The sequence below is a fragment of the Billgrantia saliphila genome (genome assembly GCF_002930105.1).
Lineage (GTDB): Bacteria > Pseudomonadota > Gammaproteobacteria > Pseudomonadales > Halomonadaceae > Halomonas > Halomonas saliphila.
Genome location: NZ_PJRN01000014.1, coordinates 83234 through 99430, shown reverse-complemented (window position 1 = coordinate 99430; position 16197 = coordinate 83234). Strand labels below are relative to the sequence as shown.

Genomic DNA, 16197 nt, shown 5'->3' with positions numbered 1-16197 from the left:
GATGCGACTCACCTCGATCCGCCTGAGCGGTTTCAAATCCTTCGTCGATCCGGTCACGGTGCCCTTTGACGGCAACATGACCGCGATCGTCGGCCCCAACGGCTGCGGCAAGTCGAACATCATCGACGCCGTGCGCTGGGTCATGGGCGAATCCTCGGCCAAGACCCTGCGCGGTGAATCGATGACCGACGTCATCTTCAACGGGTCCACCGCGCGCAAGCCGGTGGGTCAGGCCGCCATCGAGCTGCGTTTCGACAACAGCGACGGCACCATGGGCGGTATCTACGCCCAGTATGCCGAGATCGCGGTCAAGCGTCAGGTCAGTCGCGACGGCCAGTCCAGCTATTTTTTCAATGGGCAGAAATGCCGTCGGCGTGACATCGCCGACCTCTTCCTCGGTACCGGCCTCGGGCCGCGTTCCTACGCCATCATCGGTCAGGGCATGATCTCGCGGCTCATCGAGGCGCGTCCGGAGGAACTGCGTGCGACCCTCGAAGAGGCCGCCGGCATCTCCAAATACAAGGAGCGTCGTCGCGAAACCGAGAATCGCATGCGCCGCACCCGCGAGAACCTCGAACGTCTCGAGGATATCCGCGACGAACTCGACAAGCAGCTCGAGCGGCTCAAGCGCCAGGCCGAGGCGGCGCGTCGCTACCAGACCCTCAAGCAGGAGGAGCACCGGCTCAAGGGCGAGCTGGCTCTGCTGCGCGGTCGAGCCCTGCGCGCCCGGCAGCGCGAGGAGGAGAGCCGCGTACGCGAGCTGGAAACCGCCGTCGAGCGCGAGGTTCTCGGCATGCGTCAGTGCGAGACCCGACTCGAGGAGGCCCGCGCCGACCACGATGCCCTGGCCGAGACCCTCGAGGCGAGCCAGGCGCGCTTCTTCGAGACCACCGGCGCCATCGCCCGGCTCGAGCAGAGCCTGGAACACGCGCGTAGCCGCGAGAGCCAACTCGCCCGCGACCTGGAGAGCGCCCGCCACGAGCTGACCGAACTCGACCGCCTGGGCGAAAACGACCGGGAGCGGTGGGGGCGGCTCGAGGAACGCCTCGAGACGCTGCTGCCCGAGCAGGAGGAGGTCGCCGAGCAGCTCGCCGAGCTCGAGGCGATGCTGGAGGAGGCCGAGCCCGGTGCCGAGGAGGCCGATCAGGCTTTCGAGGCGTTCAACGAAGGCTGGCGCGAGGCAAGCCGCGAAGCGGAGCGCAGCCAGGATCGCCTGCGCGAATTGGAGAATCGCCTGGCCCGGCTCGAGGCCGACGCCCAGCGCCGTCAACAGCAACAGCAGGAACTGCCCGACCTGGCCGAGCTGACGGCAAGACGGGACGAGCTGCGCGAGCGCCTGGCCGAGTTCGCCCTCGAGCAGGAGGGCGTCGAAGCCCGCCGCGAGCAGCTTCAGAACAGCCGCGACGCCGCCCGAGAGGCGGCGGCCACGTTGGAGCGCGAACGTGAATCCGAGCGCGCCAGGCGCAGCGCGCTGCAGGGCGAGTTCGCCTCGCTCGAGGCGCTGATCCAGGCCGCACTCACCGATCCCGACGAAGCGCTGGCGGAACATCTCCAGGCCCATGGCCTGGGCGAGGCGCCGCGGCTGGGCGAGGCACTCGACGTCGAACCCGGCTGGGAAGCGAGCGTCTCCTGGGTGCTGGCACCCTGGCTCAAGGCGCGACTCGCCGACCCCGAGAGCGCCCGCATGGCGAGTGCCGAGCCGCCCGCCGAGTTGGGGGCGCTCTCACCTGATGCCGCTGTCGAGTTCAAGCCCAACAGTCTAGCCGCCCGGGTGCGTGGGGCCGGTGCCGCCACGGCCTGGCTGGCGCCGATACGCTGCGTGGAGAGCGACGACCAGGCCTGGGCCGCGCGCGACGGTCTGGCCGTCGGCGAGAGCCTGATCACTCCGCAGGGCCTGTGGCTGGGGCGCGACTGGGTGCGCCACCGGGGCCAGGGGGCCGGTCCCGATGCGCTGCTGGTCAGCCGGCGTCGCTTGGAGGAGGTGGCCGCCGAGCTCGACCGGGTCGAAACCGCCCTGACGGAGCGCGACGCCATGATCGACACCGAGCGCGAGCGTGCCGAGCAGGCCGAGCGTGAACTGGAAGCGATTCGCCAGGAGGAACGCCGCCTGGCCGGTGAACAGCAGCAGCTGGCGGTGCAGGACAGCGGCCTGGCCAGTCGGCTGGAGCATCTGCAGGGCCGTGCCGGTGAACTCGCCGAGGAGCTCGAGGGCCTGCGCGAGACGGGCGAGGAGACGCGTCTGGCTATCGAGGAGGCGCGCGAGCAGTGGCAGCTGGCCATGGCGCGCCTGGAAGATGGCGCCGAGCGGCGCGAGCGGCTCGAGCGGGCCCGCAGTGAGGCGCGCGAACGACTGGCATCGCTGCGCTCCCGCCAGCGGCCGCTGAACGAGCGGGCCCAGCAGCTGGCACTGGAGCATCAGCGGCTTTCCACCGAGCGTGCCGGTCTGGCCGAGCAGCAAGGGCGCAGCGGCGATGCACGCGAGCGGCTCCTGGCCCGCTGCGAAGAGCTGACGGAGGCGCTCGAGGCGTTGCGCGAGCCCGACGAGGAGCAGCGTGAGAAGCTCGACGACCTGTTGCATCGACGCGAGAGCGACGAGCGCGCGCTGAACGAGGTGCGTGCGCGTGCCGCCGAACTGGTGGAGCGCCTGCGCGAGGACGAGCTGGCGCGGCAGAACCACGAGCGCAACCTGGAGGGCATCCGCGAGCGCTTGCAGGAGGCGCGCATGCAGGTGCAGGCGCTGGCGCTCAAGGCCGAGACCCAGGACGAACAGCTTGCCGAACTCGGCCACGAGGGCATGGCGCTGGAGGCCGAACTCGATCCCAATGCCACCGAATCGGCCTGGCAGACGCGGTTGGAGGAGACCGGCGAGCGCATTCGCCGGCTGGGCGCGATCAACCTCGCGGCGATCGAGGAGTATGACCAACAGGCCGAGCGGCGCAACTATCTCGAGGCCCAGCAGTCGGAACTCAATGAGGCGCTGGAGACCCTGGAGCGAGCGATCCGACGCATCGACCAGGAAACGCGGACCCGCTTTCGCGACACCTTCGAACGGGTCAACGAGGGACTACAGTCACTTTTTCCGCGAGTCTTTGGAGGTGGAACCGCGTGGTTGACGCTGACCGGGGAGGATTTGCTCGACACCGGTGTGGCCATCATGGCGCGTCCGCCCGGCAAGAAGAACAGTACAATTCATCTTCTCTCGGGTGGGGAAAAGGCACTAACGGCATTGTCATTGGTATTCGCCATCTTTCAGCTCAATCCGGCTCCATTTTGTATGCTCGACGAAGTCGATGCACCGCTCGATGATGCCAACGTGGGACGCTATGCCCGATTGGTGAAGGACATGTCGGAGTCCGTTCAGTTCATCTATATCACCCATAACAAGATCGCCATGGAGGCCGCGGAAAGGCTCATGGGGGTCACCATGCAAGAGCCGGGAGTATCCCGCCTGGTAGCCGTCGGGGTAGAGGAAGCCGCCGCGCTGGCCGAGGCGTAAGGGACTTGAAAGAGAGGGACGAAAGCGTTATCAGAAGGTCCGACACGCATTTCGGACACATTCAAAAAACGTAATGATAGGTAAATGCGCAGGGTCGATTGAACTCGCGAGTGAGAATGCCGGGGCTTGACAAATAAAAAAAGTGGCCTTTTTTTTGGCAATCGCGCTATGCTGTTCACGAACATCCATCCGGCATGGCGCCCTAGTGATAGGCAAGACGACCCATGGAACTTAGAGAATGGCTGATCATTCTGGGGCTGGCCCTGGTGACCCTCATCGTTGTCGATGGGGTGCGTCGCCTTAAACGCCAGCGCCGAGTGCCCCGTCTGGACCAGGCAGGGGATAACAACAACCAAGGTATTGGCCATGCAGAGGCCGATGACGATACCAGTTGGGAGCTGCCGAACGGCGGCGCTCGCGTCGTCAGTCCTGCCCGCTATACCGAGGTAAGAGAGAAGCCCAAGCTGGAGCGTCAGGCGCACCCCGGGCCTTCTCGCGTACTGGCCGGTTTCAAGGGCGGCCGCGACGCGGAATCGCATGCTCCGCCCCGCTCCTCTTCCGCGCCTGCCGCCGGTGCGGCGTCGGCCATCTCCTCGCCGGAACCCGCTCCCGAGCGCAGCAAGGTAGAACCTGCGCGGGCCGAGGCGGAACGTGAAGTCGCTCACGAGCGCGCCGAGGCGCCTCGAGCCGTGCAAGCGAGCGAAGCTACCGAGGCCAAGGCGCCGGCGGCACACGAAGCGGCAGAACCCGCAGCGCCCGTGGCGGGCAGGGCAGCATCCGTTGAGAAGACGCGTGCCGAACCCTCCGTGGCCGAGCAGGTTTCGGCGGAGCCGGACGAGACTCGTCGCGAGCCGACCTTGAGCGCGCTCGACGACGAAGTGCCGGACGACGCCAAAGGCGAACCGCTGGTCGCCGACCCCGAGGACCACGACGCCGACCTCGACGAGGACGAGCGCTACCGTCTGGTCGATCTGGAAGGCATGGGCGACTCCTTCAAGAACGGTTCACGCCGCATGGGAGAATCGGTACAGCGCTTCGGGCTCTCCATGCAGCAGCGTCTGGCCAAGCGTCGCGAACAGAAGCGCGAGGAGAAGGCGCGCCGCGAACAGGCACGTGCCGAGAAGGCCGCTCACGAGGCAGAGCGCCGTCGTCAGGAGGCCGAGGCCCAGGCAGCTCTCGAAGCCGAGCGTCGTCGTCAGGAAGCCGAGGCCATCGAGCGGGCCGACGATGACGATCCGTTGTTCGCTCCGCCGCGTTCGCGTGCCACCGAGCCGAGCGAGGCCGAGCCTGATGCCGCCCAGGCGGCCAATGCCGAAGACGACGTGGTGCGCGCGCATCCGACCCTGGCCAGGGCCCTGCGTCACAACGTCAACGCCGAACGGGCTCGGGATACTTTGAGCCAGGCCGACGAGATCATCGTCATCAGTGTTCTCTCACGCGATGAGGAGGGTTTCTCCGGCGAGGCGCTGCTCGAACTGATGCTGGCCTGTGGCCTGCGCTACAGCAGCGACATGGGCATCTTCCATCGCTTCGAGACCGAGGATCCCGAGAGCGAGCTGCAGTTCTCCATGGTCAACGTGCTCAAGCCGGGCACCTTCCCCATCGAGGCGATGGACGAGTTCCGCACGCCGGGCATCACGCTGCTGATGCCGCTTCCCGGGGCGCTGGATACCGCGGCGGCCTTCGAGGCGATGGTCGAGACCGCCATGGTTATCGTGCGCAACCTGGGCGGCGAGCTGAAGGACGAGAATCACAGCGTCATGACCGCCCAGACCGTGGAGTTCGCTCGTCAGCGCGTGCAGGAGTTCGAGCGGCGCAATCGCCTGAATCGCTATCAGGTGAATTAGCGGTAAGTGTCAGCTGGAAGCTGGAAGACAACCCCCGGTGGCGTCCCACCGGGGGTTTCGCTTTGATAAGCTAGGAGTCACGCTGGCTTCGAGCTTCGAGCTTCGAGCTTCGAGCTTCGAGCTTCGAGCTTCGAGCTTCGAGCTTCGAGCTTTGCGGCCCTCGCTATAAAACCGGGAACCAGGACTCAATGACCCAGCCCGACAAGGACATTCTCGACGAAGCCGCCGAGCTGCGCGCCGAACTCGACGACGCCAACTATCGCTACTACGTGCTCGACGAGCCGCGCCTCACCGACGCCGACTACGACCGCAAGCTGCGCCGGCTGCAGGAGCTGGAAACCAAGTATCCCGAGCTGGTGACGCCCGATTCGCCCACCCAGCGGGTCGGGGCACCGCCCGATGCGGGCTTTCCCGAGGTCCGGCACGCCGTACCCATGCTGTCGCTGGACAATGCGCTCAGCGAGGAAGAGGTCGAGTCCTTCGTCAAGCGAGTGGCGGACCGCCTGGAAACCGATGGTGAGATGATCCGCTTCTGCTGCGAGCCCAAGCTCGACGGAGCCGCCGTATCGCTGGTTTACGAGCAGGGCGTGCTGATCAGCGGTGCGACCCGTGGCGACGGGCGCACCGGGGAAGGCATCACCTCCAACCTGCGCACGCTGCGCTCGATCCCGCTCAGGCTGCGCGGCGAGGCCCCCGAACTGCTCGAGGTGCGCGGCGAGGTGATCATGAGCCATGTCGGCTTCGAGCGCCTCAACGACCGGGCGCGCGAAGAGGGCGGCAAGGTGTTCGCCAACCCGCGCAATGCCGCCGCCGGCAGCCTGCGCCAGCTCGACCCGGGCATTACCGCCACCCGGCCACTGGAATTCAGCGCCTACCAGGTGGCGCGCGTCGAGCCCGACCCGGGCGATGCCAGTCATAGCGAACTCATGGCGCATCTCAAGGGCTTCGGTTTTCGTGTCAGCCAACAGCTCGCGGTAGTCACGGGCAGCCGAGGCATCATCGACTATTGCCGGCGCCTGGGCGAACAGCGCGATGCGCTGGGCTACGACATAGACGGCGTGGTGATCAAGGTCGACGACCTGCGCCTGCAGCGTGAACTGGGCTTCGTCGCGCGCGCCCCGCGCTGGGCCATCGCCTTCAAGTTTCCGGCCCAGGAGGAAACCACCCGGCTCAACGACGTGGAGTTCCAGGTCGGTCGCACCGGGGCGATCACGCCGGTGGCGCGGCTCGAGCCGGTCTCGGTGGCCGGTGTCACCGTGTCCAATGCCAGCCTGCACAATGCCGACGAGATCGCGCGGCTCGGCGTCAAGATCGGCGACACCGTGGCGATCCGCCGTGCCGGCGACGTCATTCCCCAGGTGGTGCGCGTGCTCGAAGAGCTGCGCCCCGACGACGCCCGCGAGATCGTCTTTCCCCGCCACTGTCCGGTGTGCGAGTCCGAGATCGAGCGGCTCGAGGGCGAAGTGGTGGCGCGCTGCTCCGGTGGGCTCTACTGCGCCGCCCAGCGCAAGGAGGCGCTCAAGCACTTCGCCTCGCGGCGGGCGATGGATATCGACGGCCTGGGCGAGAAACTCATCGATCAACTGGTCGAGCTCGACTGGGTCAAGTCGCCGGCCGACCTGTTCCGCCTCGATGCCGAGCGCTTGGCGGCGCTACCGCGCATGGCCAAGAAATCTTCCGAAAAACTGGTGGCGGCACTGGAAAAGGCCAAGTCCACTACCTTGCCGCGTTTCATCTACGCGCTGGGTATCCGCGAGGTGGGTGAAGCCACGGCCGCCAATCTGGCGCGCCACTTCGGTACCCTGGATGCGCTGATGGCCGCCGAGCAGGCCGATCTCGAGGCGGTGGAGGATGTCGGTCCGGTGGTGGCGACGCATGTCCACACCTTCTTCCGCCAGGAACACAACCGCGAGACCATCGAGGAGCTGCGTGCGCTGGGTGTCACCTGGGCGGAGGAGAGCATCGGCGAGCGCCCGCAGCCACTGGCCGGGCAGACCTGGGTGCTCACCGGCACGCTGGAGAACATGACCCGAGACGAGGGTAAGGCGCGCCTGCAGGCCTTGGGAGCCAAGGTGGCCGGCAGCGTGTCGAAGAAGACCGCCGCGGTGGTCGCGGGCGAAGCCGCCGGCAGCAAGCTGGCCAAAGCCCAGGAGCTCGGGGTCGAGGTGCTCGACGAAGCCGCCTTCCTCGAGCGGCTGATGGCCTGGGAGCGCGGCGAGGGCAAGCAGGACGAGGAGGACGAGGCATGAGTGGACGTTTCGTCGAGGTGCCGCATCGAATGCTGCCGCCGGAGACGCTGGATGCGTTACTGGAGACTTTCGTCACCCGCCAAGGTTACGACACCACTGACACCGGCGAGGGCATGCGCGGTTGGGTCGTCGAACTCAGGCGTCAGCTCGAACGCGGCGAGTTGATCATCGCCCACGATCTGCAGACCGAGAGCACCGAAGTGATGACGCTCGCCCAATGGCGCAGCTTCGGTCGCGACCTGGCCGACGACGAGGAAGAGGGGTAGGGGGAGAATTAAGGTTGCGACCCGTTGCTGCTGAATCATGGCCTAGCTTATGCCTGTCTAGCCGCCGCGGACGATATCGCGAACGATCCGTCGCCCCGGGTGCAGGTGATCGACCAGCGGCCACTCCAGCGGGAGCGGCTCGTCGCAGATCCTCGAGGCGATCAGTTCGGCGCACAGCGGCGCACTGGCCAGGCCGCGCGAACCGTGGGCGGCGCTGATCCACAGCCCCGGATGGTGTCGCCCCGGCACGTCCGGCACGCGGGTGGCATCCTTGCCCAGCGCGGCATAGTCGCGGCGCCAGGCGTCGGCATCGGGTACCGGCCCGGCATAGGGCGACTTGTCGGGGCTTGCCGCGCGCACGCCGGCGCGGCCGGAGCACGCGGCTGGCTCGAACGCCACACCGGCGTCGCGCAGCGCCTGCACCAGAGCCGGCAGGCCGCGCTCCAGCTCGGCGAGGTTGGCGGCGTGATCGGCGTCGCGCAGATCCGTTTCCGCCTCGTTGGGCTGAAAGGTGGCGCCGAAAGTGAGCACGCCGTCCAGCGGCGGTGAGACATAGCCGCCGCCGCACACCACCCGCGCCAGCGCGGGGGCATGCTCAGGCAATTGCAACTGGCTGACCTGGCCGCGTACCGCTTGCAGCGGCAGGCTCGCCGTCTGGGCGAAGCGATTGGCCGCCACGGCGTTGGCAATGACGACCTGATCCACCTCGAGACTTTCCCCGTTCGCCAGCGCCAGGCGCCAGCCCGCATCGGTCGCCGACAGCGCCGTCACCTCGGCGCGGTGAAAGGTGATACCCGGCGTCGACGCCAGACATTCGCACAGCGCGGCGGGGCGCACCCAGCCGGAGATGGGGTAGCTGAGTCCGGCGTGTGCGATCGGGATTTCCGCCAAGCGGCTCGCCGTCTCGGCGTCGATCTCGGCCAGCAGCGCTTCGGGCAGCCGCTGGGTGGCGAGGAAACGTGCCTGCCGCGTCTGTTCGCGCTCGCTCATGGCCAGTTGCAGCAGCCCGCACGGCGCCCATAGCCGATGGTGGGGATCGAGTCGCTCGAGCCAGCGCAGGCTGTATTGCAGCCCGGCCAGGTAGACGCGGCTCTGGTCGTTGGGCTCGGCCGCCAGCTTGACGTAAAGCGCCCCCTGGCGGTTGCCCGAGCCGCCGGCGCCTGGCGCCTCGCGATCGAGCAGGGTCACGTCGATGCCGCGCCGCGCCAGGGCACGGGCCACGCTGGTTCCGGCGATACCGGCGCCGATCACCGCCACGTGGCGTGCGGGGCGTGGCGCTGGCGGAGCGAACCAGGGGGTCGCACCACGTCGCTCTAGCATCTCATCGTCCGGCGGACCGGCAATCTCGCCTACCAGCATCTCGCGCTTGCGCCCATAGCCCGGTGCCTTGCGCCAGGCGAAGCCGGCCGCGGCGAGCCCGCGCTTGACCACGCCGGCACAGGTAAAGGTGGCGAAGCTCGCACCCGGGTGTGAGCGGGCGGCCAGGGCACCGAACAGTTCGGGGCGCCACATGTCGGGATTCTTCGACGGCGCGAAGCCGTCGAGGAACCAGGCATCGACTCTCCCCTCGAGCAGGGCCAGGCGCTCGGCTGCGTCGCCGAAGTGCAAATCGAGCGTCACCCGCGCGTCGAGTTCCAGGCGATGCACGCCCGCCACCGGCTCGGGCCACTGGCGCAGCAGCGCCTCGGCGCGCGATGCGAAATCCGGCCAGGCGCCAAGCGCGCGAGCCAGGTCGTCGCGGGCGAGCGGGTAGCGCTCGGTGGATACCAGGTGCAGCCGGGCCGATGCGGGAGCGTGTGCATCGAAGCAGGCCCAGGCGCAGAGCATGTTGAGCCCGGTGCCGAAACCGGTTTCTCCGACGACGAAGGGACGGGCAAGTGCCCAATCGGCGAAGCGCCGCGGCAGGTTGTTGCCGGCGAGAAAGACGTGTTCGGTTTCGGCGCGACCGTCGTGGCGCGAGAAGTAGACATCGCCGAAGCGAGCCGACAGGGGGGCGGCGTCACCGGCCTCGTCGGTTGCCCAGTCGAGGCTTGCGGTCTCCAGACCGGCCAGCGGCGGCAGGGAGGCGTGGGATGGCGGCATGGGGGATCTCGCGGTGAGCTTGGGGCTTCGCCGGGCTGCTCAAGAAATGATCGATCGGCGCACGGCGGCCCGGCATGGGCAGTTGCGACAGCCATCCGCCGCGTTTCAACAGCGTTATCCACAGCTCCTGTGAAAAACGCGGCGGTGGACAACTCGGCCGCGGATAACTAGGGAAACACCTTCTTGAACGGCTTCACCGCCACCTTGGCGTAGACACCGGCGATTACGTAGGGGTCGGCGTCGGCCCAGGCCTGGGCAGTCTCGATGCTGTCGAACTCGGCCACCACCAGGCTGCCGCTGAAGCCCGCGTCGCCCGGGTTGTCGGCATCCACCGCGGGGTGGGGGCCAGCCAGCACCAGACGCCCATCGTCGCGCAGCTTCTCCAGGCGGGCCAGGTGGTCGGGGCGGGCGGCCAGGCGACGTTCCAGGCTGTTCTTCACGTCTTCACTGATGATGGCGTAGAGCATCGGGCGTTTCCTCAAGCAGGAGCGATGGCGGGACGAACACAGCGGTGCGTTGACCGGCCCTCGCCGGGCGCGCACCATGGGGCCACTATTTTGACAAAGTTGTCTGCCTGCGTCATGCCGATACCCCTCCCACCCGGTCGCTTCGCCGGGGATCCCGGCCCTCTCGGGGTCGACCTGCATATGCACTCCACCGCCTCGGATGGCGCCCTGGCGCCGGGCGAGGTCGTGGCGCTGTGCGCCAAGCGCGGTATCGCGCTGATGGCGCTGACCGATCACGATACCGTGGCCGGGGTCGCCGAGGCCGAGAATGCCGCGCGGCGCCTGGGCATTCTGCTGCTGCCGGCCGCCGAACTCTCGACTCGCTGGCAGGGCGTCGGCATCCATGTGGTGGCGCTGCTGCCGACGGGCGTCAGCGGTGCGCTGGAAACCGCGTTGGCGGCCCAGGCACGGGCCCGTGAGGCGCGCGCCGTGGAGATCGCCGCGCGCATGGAGAAGCTGGGGCTCGACGACGCCCTGGCACGGGCGCGCGAGCAGGCCGGGTCCTATCGTCCGCTGGGGCGCCCCGACTTTGCCCGGGCGCTGGTGGCGGCGGGGCTGGTACCCGACGTGGCCACGGCGTTTCGCAAGCATCTCGGCAGCGGCAAGAGCGGTGACGTCAAGGCGCACTGGCCGCCACTGGCCGAGGTGGTGGGGTGGATCGTCGAAGCTGAGGGCGTGGCGGTTCTCGCCCATCCGCTGCGCTACGGGCTGACGCGGCGCAAGCGTGGCCTGCTGCTGGATGCCTTCGTCGAAGCCGGGGGAGAGGCCGCCGAACTGGTCAGCGGCTTCCAGAATGCCGACATCACACGCGATCTGGCACGCCAGCTCGACGAGCGTGGCTTGTACGGCTCTGTCGGCAGCGACTTCCATTTCCCCGGGGGGCACCTGGCGCCGGGCAGCATGGGGCCGGTGCCGCGCACCGCCGTGCCGCCGGTGTGGATGCATCCCCGGCTGGCGAGCGTCGTCGCGGCGCGCTGCGACGCCGATTCCACCGGCGCGCTATAGTCAGGTCAGCCACGTTCTCTTCGATCCAATGTCTCTCTTCAAAAGGCAGGAAGCGTGAATATGAGTCAGTTCTTTCAGATCCACCCCGAGAATCCGCAGAAGCGTCTGATCGACCAGGCGGTACAGATCATTCGCCAAGGGGGTGTAATCGCCTACCCCACCGATTCCGGCTATGCCCTGGGCTGCCATCTGGGCGACAAGAAGGCGATCGAGAAGATCAAGTGGCTGCGCTCGCTCGATGACAAACACAATTTCACCCTGGTCTGTTCCGACCTGTCCGACATCGGCACCTACGCCAAGGTCGACAACAGCGTCTTTCGTCTGCTCAAGGCCAATACGCCTGGGGCTTACACCTTCATTCTCAATGCCACCTCGGAAGTGCCGCGCCTGTTGCTGCACCCCAAGCGGCGTTCGATCGGCGTGCGCGTGCCCGACCATCGCATCACCCATGCGCTGCTCGAGGCGCTGGGCGAGCCGCTGATGAGCGTGACGCTGATCCCGGTGGGCGAGGAGCTGCCGATGACCGATCCGGAGGAAATCCGCGAACGCTACGTCGCCCACCTCGACCTGATCATCGACGGCGGCGCCTGCCACCTGGAGCCTACCAGCGTGATCGACCTGCGCGAGTTGCCGCCGACGATCGTCCGCGAAGGCCGCGGCGATCTCGCACCGTTCCAGGAGTGAGCGTTCCGCGGAGGCATGACGTCGCGGCGGCCGGTCACTTCGACGGCCCGTAGCGGCCAAGCTCGGCCTGGCGCGGGTCCGGCGAGGTCTCGTCGAGCCAGGTACCGCACAGCAGGCAGTAGCGGGCACGTCGCTCGTGGCGATCATGGCCGCAGCCGGGGCAGGCTTCCTCAGAGTAGCGGTCGGCGCGTACCGCGCGGATCACCTCGGCCGAGAAGACCCCGGTGGGCACGGCAATAATCGAGTAGCCGATCAGCATCAGCATGACCGTGATCGCCTTGCCCAGCGAGGTCACCGGTACGATGTCGCCGTAGCCCACCGTGGTCAGGCTGACGATCGCCCAGTAGATCGACATCGGAATGCTGGTGAAGCCCGCTTCATGCGACTCGATCAGGTACATCACGGTGGCGAAGATGATCACCACCATGAAGATGCCGAAGAAGAATAGAAAGATCTGGCGCGTGCTGCGCCTGAGCGACTCGAGCAGAAGGCGGCTTTCGCCGACGAACTGCATCAGGCGCAGTACGCGGAAAATGCGCAATACTCGCAGCAGGCGCACGATCACCAGCGTCTGGGCGCCGGGCAGGATCAGCATCAGCCAGGTGGGCAGGATGGCGATCACGTCGATCACGCCGTAGAAACTGCGCAGGTAGCGCCAGGGCTTCTCCAGGCAGTAGAGGCGCAGCAGGAGCTCGACGGTGAAGAGAAGCGTGAAGCCCCACTCCAGCCAGTAGAACAGCTCGCCGTAGGCGATTGCCCAGGCCTCCACCGTGTCCAGCATCACCACCAGCACGCTGGCCAGGATCGTGATGATCAGGACGATGTCGAAGCCCTTCGCCAGCGGCGTGTCGGATTCGAAGATGATCTGGAACAGGCGGGTTCTTACCCCCTCGCCACCCGGCCGAAACGGCTCGCTCATCCTTAATTGCTCCCTGGTGCGGTTCTATTCGTGCGCGGAATGCTCGTGCCGGCTATAACGTCAGGCGCTGCGCCAGCCGGAGCGCCAGGCGGCCGAACTCGACGCCAAGCCAATCGGATTCGCCGAGCAAAGCGGCCAGTCGGCGGGCCTCGTCCTCGCCGCTCGAAGCCAGCCGGCCGAAGGCCTCCCTGGCCTCGACGCGCCAGCCATCGTCGCCGGTATCGCCGTAGGCGTCCAATGCGAGCAGGGCGCGATGCAGCCAGGCGCTCGGGCTATCTCCCTGCGGCAGCGACCAGTGCCCGGTGAGCAGTGCGGCACCGCGGGCTGCCTTGCTGGCGTCGGCCGGGCGCAGCGGCACGCTCTCGGCAAGGGCGATGGCCAGCGTCCATAGCGCCTGCGGATCGCCGTCCTTGAGCTCGAGTTCCAGCTCGCGGATCGGCACGTGCCGGCCGGCGGCGCGAATCTCGCCCTGATCGAGGGCCACCTCGACGCTTGCCTGGGCCAGCTCCAGCCGCCAGGTCCGGCGTTCGAAGTCGGTGGCGAAGCGAGGCTCAAGGCGGGCTATCGCATCGGTGGCCAGCCCGACCTGCGGGGCCAGCTCAGCGAGCCCCTCCCGGTCGAGGGTGTCACCTTGTACCGGCCACTCCCACTCGCGACGCCGGCTGTAACCTCCCGCGCCTTCGCCGCTGCTCTTCAGCGTCTGAACCCGGCGTTCGCCATAGCGGCGCAGGCGCAGCGCTACGCGTGCCGCTTCCAGCTCGCCCTCTGGCGTGTCGTAGTAGGTATTCGTCAGCCGCTCGGCATCATCCACCCCGGCGCGCAGCAGCGGGTGGCGGAGCAGGCGTTCGGGGCCCGTGTCGGCCAGCGCCAGCTTCAGTTCGATCTCGTGGCTCATCCTTTTTCCTCAGCCCCGTTTTCCCGTCAGTGCAGCATCGGCCTAGACTGCTAAACTTTTCAATGACGTGACAAGTACCGGTCGATATACTCGCACCGCCATTCTCCAAGCGCATGATACGCCATGGTCAAATCCAATCCGTTTTCCGCTATGTTCGGTCGTTCGCCGTTCCAGCCGCTGCTGGCTCATATCGGCAAGGCCAACGAATGCGCCGACCAGCTGTTGCCCTTCTTCGAGGCTTCGCTCACCGGCGACTGGGACGAGGCCGCCAGGGTCCGCGAAATCATTACGCAGCTCGAACATGAAGCCGACAGTCTCAAGACCGAGCTTCGCCTCAATCTGCCCAACACCCTGTTTCTGCCCGTCTCGCGCAGTGACCTGCTCGACCTGATCAGCGTGCAGGACAAGATTGCCAACAAGGTTCGCGACATCACCGGCATCATGCTGGGGCGCCGCATGCAGATCCCCGTTGAGCTGGCCCAGCCCATGCGCGATTACATGCAGACCTCCGTGGCCTGCGTCGCTCAGGCGCGCCAGGCGCTGGAGGAGCTGCAGGATCTGCTGGAATCGGGCTTCGGTCGTCACGTTTCCGACGTGATGCAGAACCTGATCCGCGAGCTGCACATCCTCGAACAGCAGGCCGACCAGCAGCAGATCGCCATCCGGCGTCTGCTCTTCGACCTTGAAGACCGGCTCAAGCCGGTGGATGTGATCTTTCTCTACAAGATCATCGACTGGGTCGGCGAACTCTCCGATCGCGCCGAGCGCGTCGGCAGTCGGCTCCAGATTCTCACTGCCCGGTAGAACATCGACGCCCGGCATGGCCGGGCGATGTTCTTTCAACCTGACAGCCACATAGGATTCCAGCCCCCTATGTCGATCATTGCAGAGCACGCGAATACCTTCATTATCCTGGCCTGCCTCTTCGGGTTCTTCATGGCCTGGGGCGTCGGTGCCAACGACGTCGCCAACGCCATGGGCACCTCGGTCGGCTCCAAGGCGATCACCATCAAGCAGGCGATCATCATCGCCGTGGTGTTCGAATTCCTGGGTGCCTGGCTCGCCGGCGGCGAAGTTACCCAGACCATCCGCAAGGGCATCATCGATCCCGCAGCGTTAGAGCACGATCCCCAACTGTTGGTCTACGGCATGCTGGCTTCGCTGCTGGCCGCCGGTACCTGGCTATTGGTCGCCTCGATGAAGGGCTGGCCGGTATCGACAACGCATTCCATCGTCGGCGCCATTGTCGGCTTCGCCCTGGCGGGTCTCGGGATCGATGCCGTGGGCTGGCCCAAGGTGGGGCAGATCGCCGCCAGCTGGGTCGTGTCGCCGCTGCTCGCCGGCACCATTGCCTTCACCCTGTTCAAGTCGGTACAGCACCTCATTTTCGAAGCCGACGACCCCTTCGCCGCAGCCAAGCGCTACGTGCCGTTCTACGTTCTCATGGTGGGTTTCGCCATCTGCATGGTGACCCTGACCAAGGGGCTCAAGCACATGGGCCTTAACCTGGGCTTCGGCACCAACCTGCTGCTGTCGGCCTTGTTCGGCCTCGCCGTGATGGCCCTGGGTGGCTGGATGGAGCGTCGCGTACAGGCCGGCAGTCGCCAGACCGATCATTTCGGTTTCACCGGGGTAGAGCGGGTTTTCGGCGTACTGATGATCTTCACCGCCTGCGCCATGGCCTTCGCTCACGGCTCCAACGACGTGGCCAACGCGGTGGGGCCGCTGGCGGCAGTGATCAGCGTCGTCGAGCAGGGCGGTACCATTGGGGCCTCGGCGCTGGTGCCTTGGTGGGTGCTGGTGCTGGGCGGTGGCGGCATCGTGGTGGGCCTGGTCACTTACGGACACAAGGTCATCGCCACGGTGGGCACCGGCATCACCGAACTGACGCCGAGTCGTGGCTTTGCCGCTACCCTGGCTGCGGCACTGACCGTGGTGCTCGCCTCGGGTACCGGTTTGCCGATCTCCACCACCCATACGCTGGTGGGGGCGGTGCTCGGCGTGGGCCTCGCCCGTGGCATGGCGGCACTCAACCTGCGCGTGATCGGCACCATCGCCATGTCCTGGCTGATCACCCTGCCGGCCGGCGCGGGCCTGTCGATATTGTTCTTCTTCATGTTCAAGGGAATATTTGGGTAAATCGGGCGAGGGAATGACTCCTACGCGGCGGCACCGGATGGTGCCGCCGTTTTCGTCGCTCTGATATAGTCGAATTCGATACACCTCCTCTCATCTGCTGCCGGAGAGC

The 16197-nt window shown here is 66.9% G+C and carries 12 protein-coding genes; 8 read left to right on the top strand and 4 right to left on the bottom strand.

Going from position 1 to position 16197, the window contains the following annotated elements; genetic code table 11:
- Position 1: 1 nt before the first annotated feature.
- From smc to CYJ07_RS15510, 4 genes are all read left to right on the top strand, one after another.
- Positions 2-3496 (top strand): chromosome segregation protein SMC, encoded by a 3495-nt coding sequence (gene smc, locus CYJ07_RS15530; RefSeq protein WP_104204621.1) that lies wholly within the window; start codon positions 2-4, stop codon positions 3494-3496.
- Positions 3497-3720: 224 nt separating this feature from the next.
- Entirely contained in the window at positions 3721-5343 is a 1623-nt protein-coding gene (gene zipA / locus CYJ07_RS15525) for a cell division protein ZipA (protein WP_104204620.1), read from the top strand.
- A gap of 188 nt (positions 5344-5531) precedes the next feature.
- Positions 5532-7592, top strand: coding sequence for an NAD-dependent DNA ligase LigA (gene ligA, locus CYJ07_RS15515; protein ID WP_104204618.1), 2061 nt, complete (start codon positions 5532-5534; stop codon positions 7590-7592).
- The gene (locus tag CYJ07_RS15510; protein WP_104204617.1) at positions 7589-7858 is read left to right on the top strand and encodes a YheU family protein; all 270 of its coding nucleotides are present in this window, start codon (positions 7589-7591) and stop codon (positions 7856-7858) included. The genes ligA and CYJ07_RS15510 overlap by 4 nt, the downstream gene beginning before the upstream one ends.
- Before the next feature lie 57 nt (positions 7859-7915).
- Here CYJ07_RS15510 and mnmC read toward each other — a convergent pair whose 3' ends face one another.
- Together mnmC and CYJ07_RS15500 are read right to left on the bottom strand one after the other, a co-directional pair.
- Positions 7916-9940, bottom strand: coding sequence for a bifunctional tRNA (5-methylaminomethyl-2-thiouridine)(34)-methyltransferase MnmC2/FAD-dependent 5-carboxymethylaminomethyl-2-thiouridine(34) oxidoreductase MnmC1 (gene mnmC, locus CYJ07_RS15505; protein ID WP_104204616.1), 2025 nt, complete (start codon positions 9938-9940; stop codon positions 7916-7918).
- Between the two features lie 167 nt (positions 9941-10107).
- Positions 10108-10407: a YciI family protein gene (locus CYJ07_RS15500; RefSeq protein WP_104204615.1), complete on the bottom strand. Its 300-nt coding sequence runs from the start codon at positions 10405-10407 to the stop codon at positions 10108-10110.
- A gap of 114 nt (positions 10408-10521) precedes the next feature.
- Here CYJ07_RS15500 and CYJ07_RS15495 point away from each other — a divergent pair, with 114 nt between their 5' ends.
- Positions 10522-11451 (top strand): PHP domain-containing protein, encoded by a 930-nt coding sequence (locus CYJ07_RS15495; protein ID WP_104204614.1) that lies wholly within the window; start codon positions 10522-10524, stop codon positions 11449-11451.
- Between the two features lie 60 nt (positions 11452-11511).
- A complete protein-coding gene (locus tag CYJ07_RS15490; protein WP_104204613.1) occupies positions 11512-12135 on the top strand; it encodes an L-threonylcarbamoyladenylate synthase in 624 nt (207 codons plus the stop codon).
- A gap of 34 nt (positions 12136-12169) precedes the next feature.
- Here the strand turns inward: CYJ07_RS15490 and CYJ07_RS15485 are convergent, their stop codons facing one another.
- Together CYJ07_RS15485 and CYJ07_RS15480 are read right to left on the bottom strand one after the other, a co-directional pair.
- Positions 12170-13054 carry an ion transporter gene (locus CYJ07_RS15485; RefSeq protein WP_104204612.1) on the bottom strand — a complete coding sequence of 295 codons (885 nt, stop codon included), beginning with the start codon at positions 13052-13054 and terminating at the stop codon, positions 12170-12172.
- 52 nt (positions 13055-13106) lie between these two features.
- Positions 13107-13949: a CYTH domain-containing protein gene (locus CYJ07_RS15480; RefSeq protein WP_104204611.1), complete on the bottom strand. Its 843-nt coding sequence runs from the start codon at positions 13947-13949 to the stop codon at positions 13107-13109.
- 123 nt (positions 13950-14072) lie between these two features.
- Between CYJ07_RS15480 and CYJ07_RS15475 the strand changes: the two genes are divergently transcribed.
- Both CYJ07_RS15475 and CYJ07_RS15470 read left to right on the top strand, forming a co-directional pair.
- Positions 14073-14753, top strand: coding sequence for a TIGR00153 family protein (locus tag CYJ07_RS15475; protein WP_104204610.1), 681 nt, complete (start codon positions 14073-14075; stop codon positions 14751-14753).
- 69 nt (positions 14754-14822) lie between these two features.
- Positions 14823-16088: an inorganic phosphate transporter gene (locus CYJ07_RS15470; protein ID WP_104204609.1), complete on the top strand. Its 1266-nt coding sequence runs from the start codon at positions 14823-14825 to the stop codon at positions 16086-16088.
- The last annotated feature ends 109 nt before the right edge of the window (positions 16089-16197 follow it).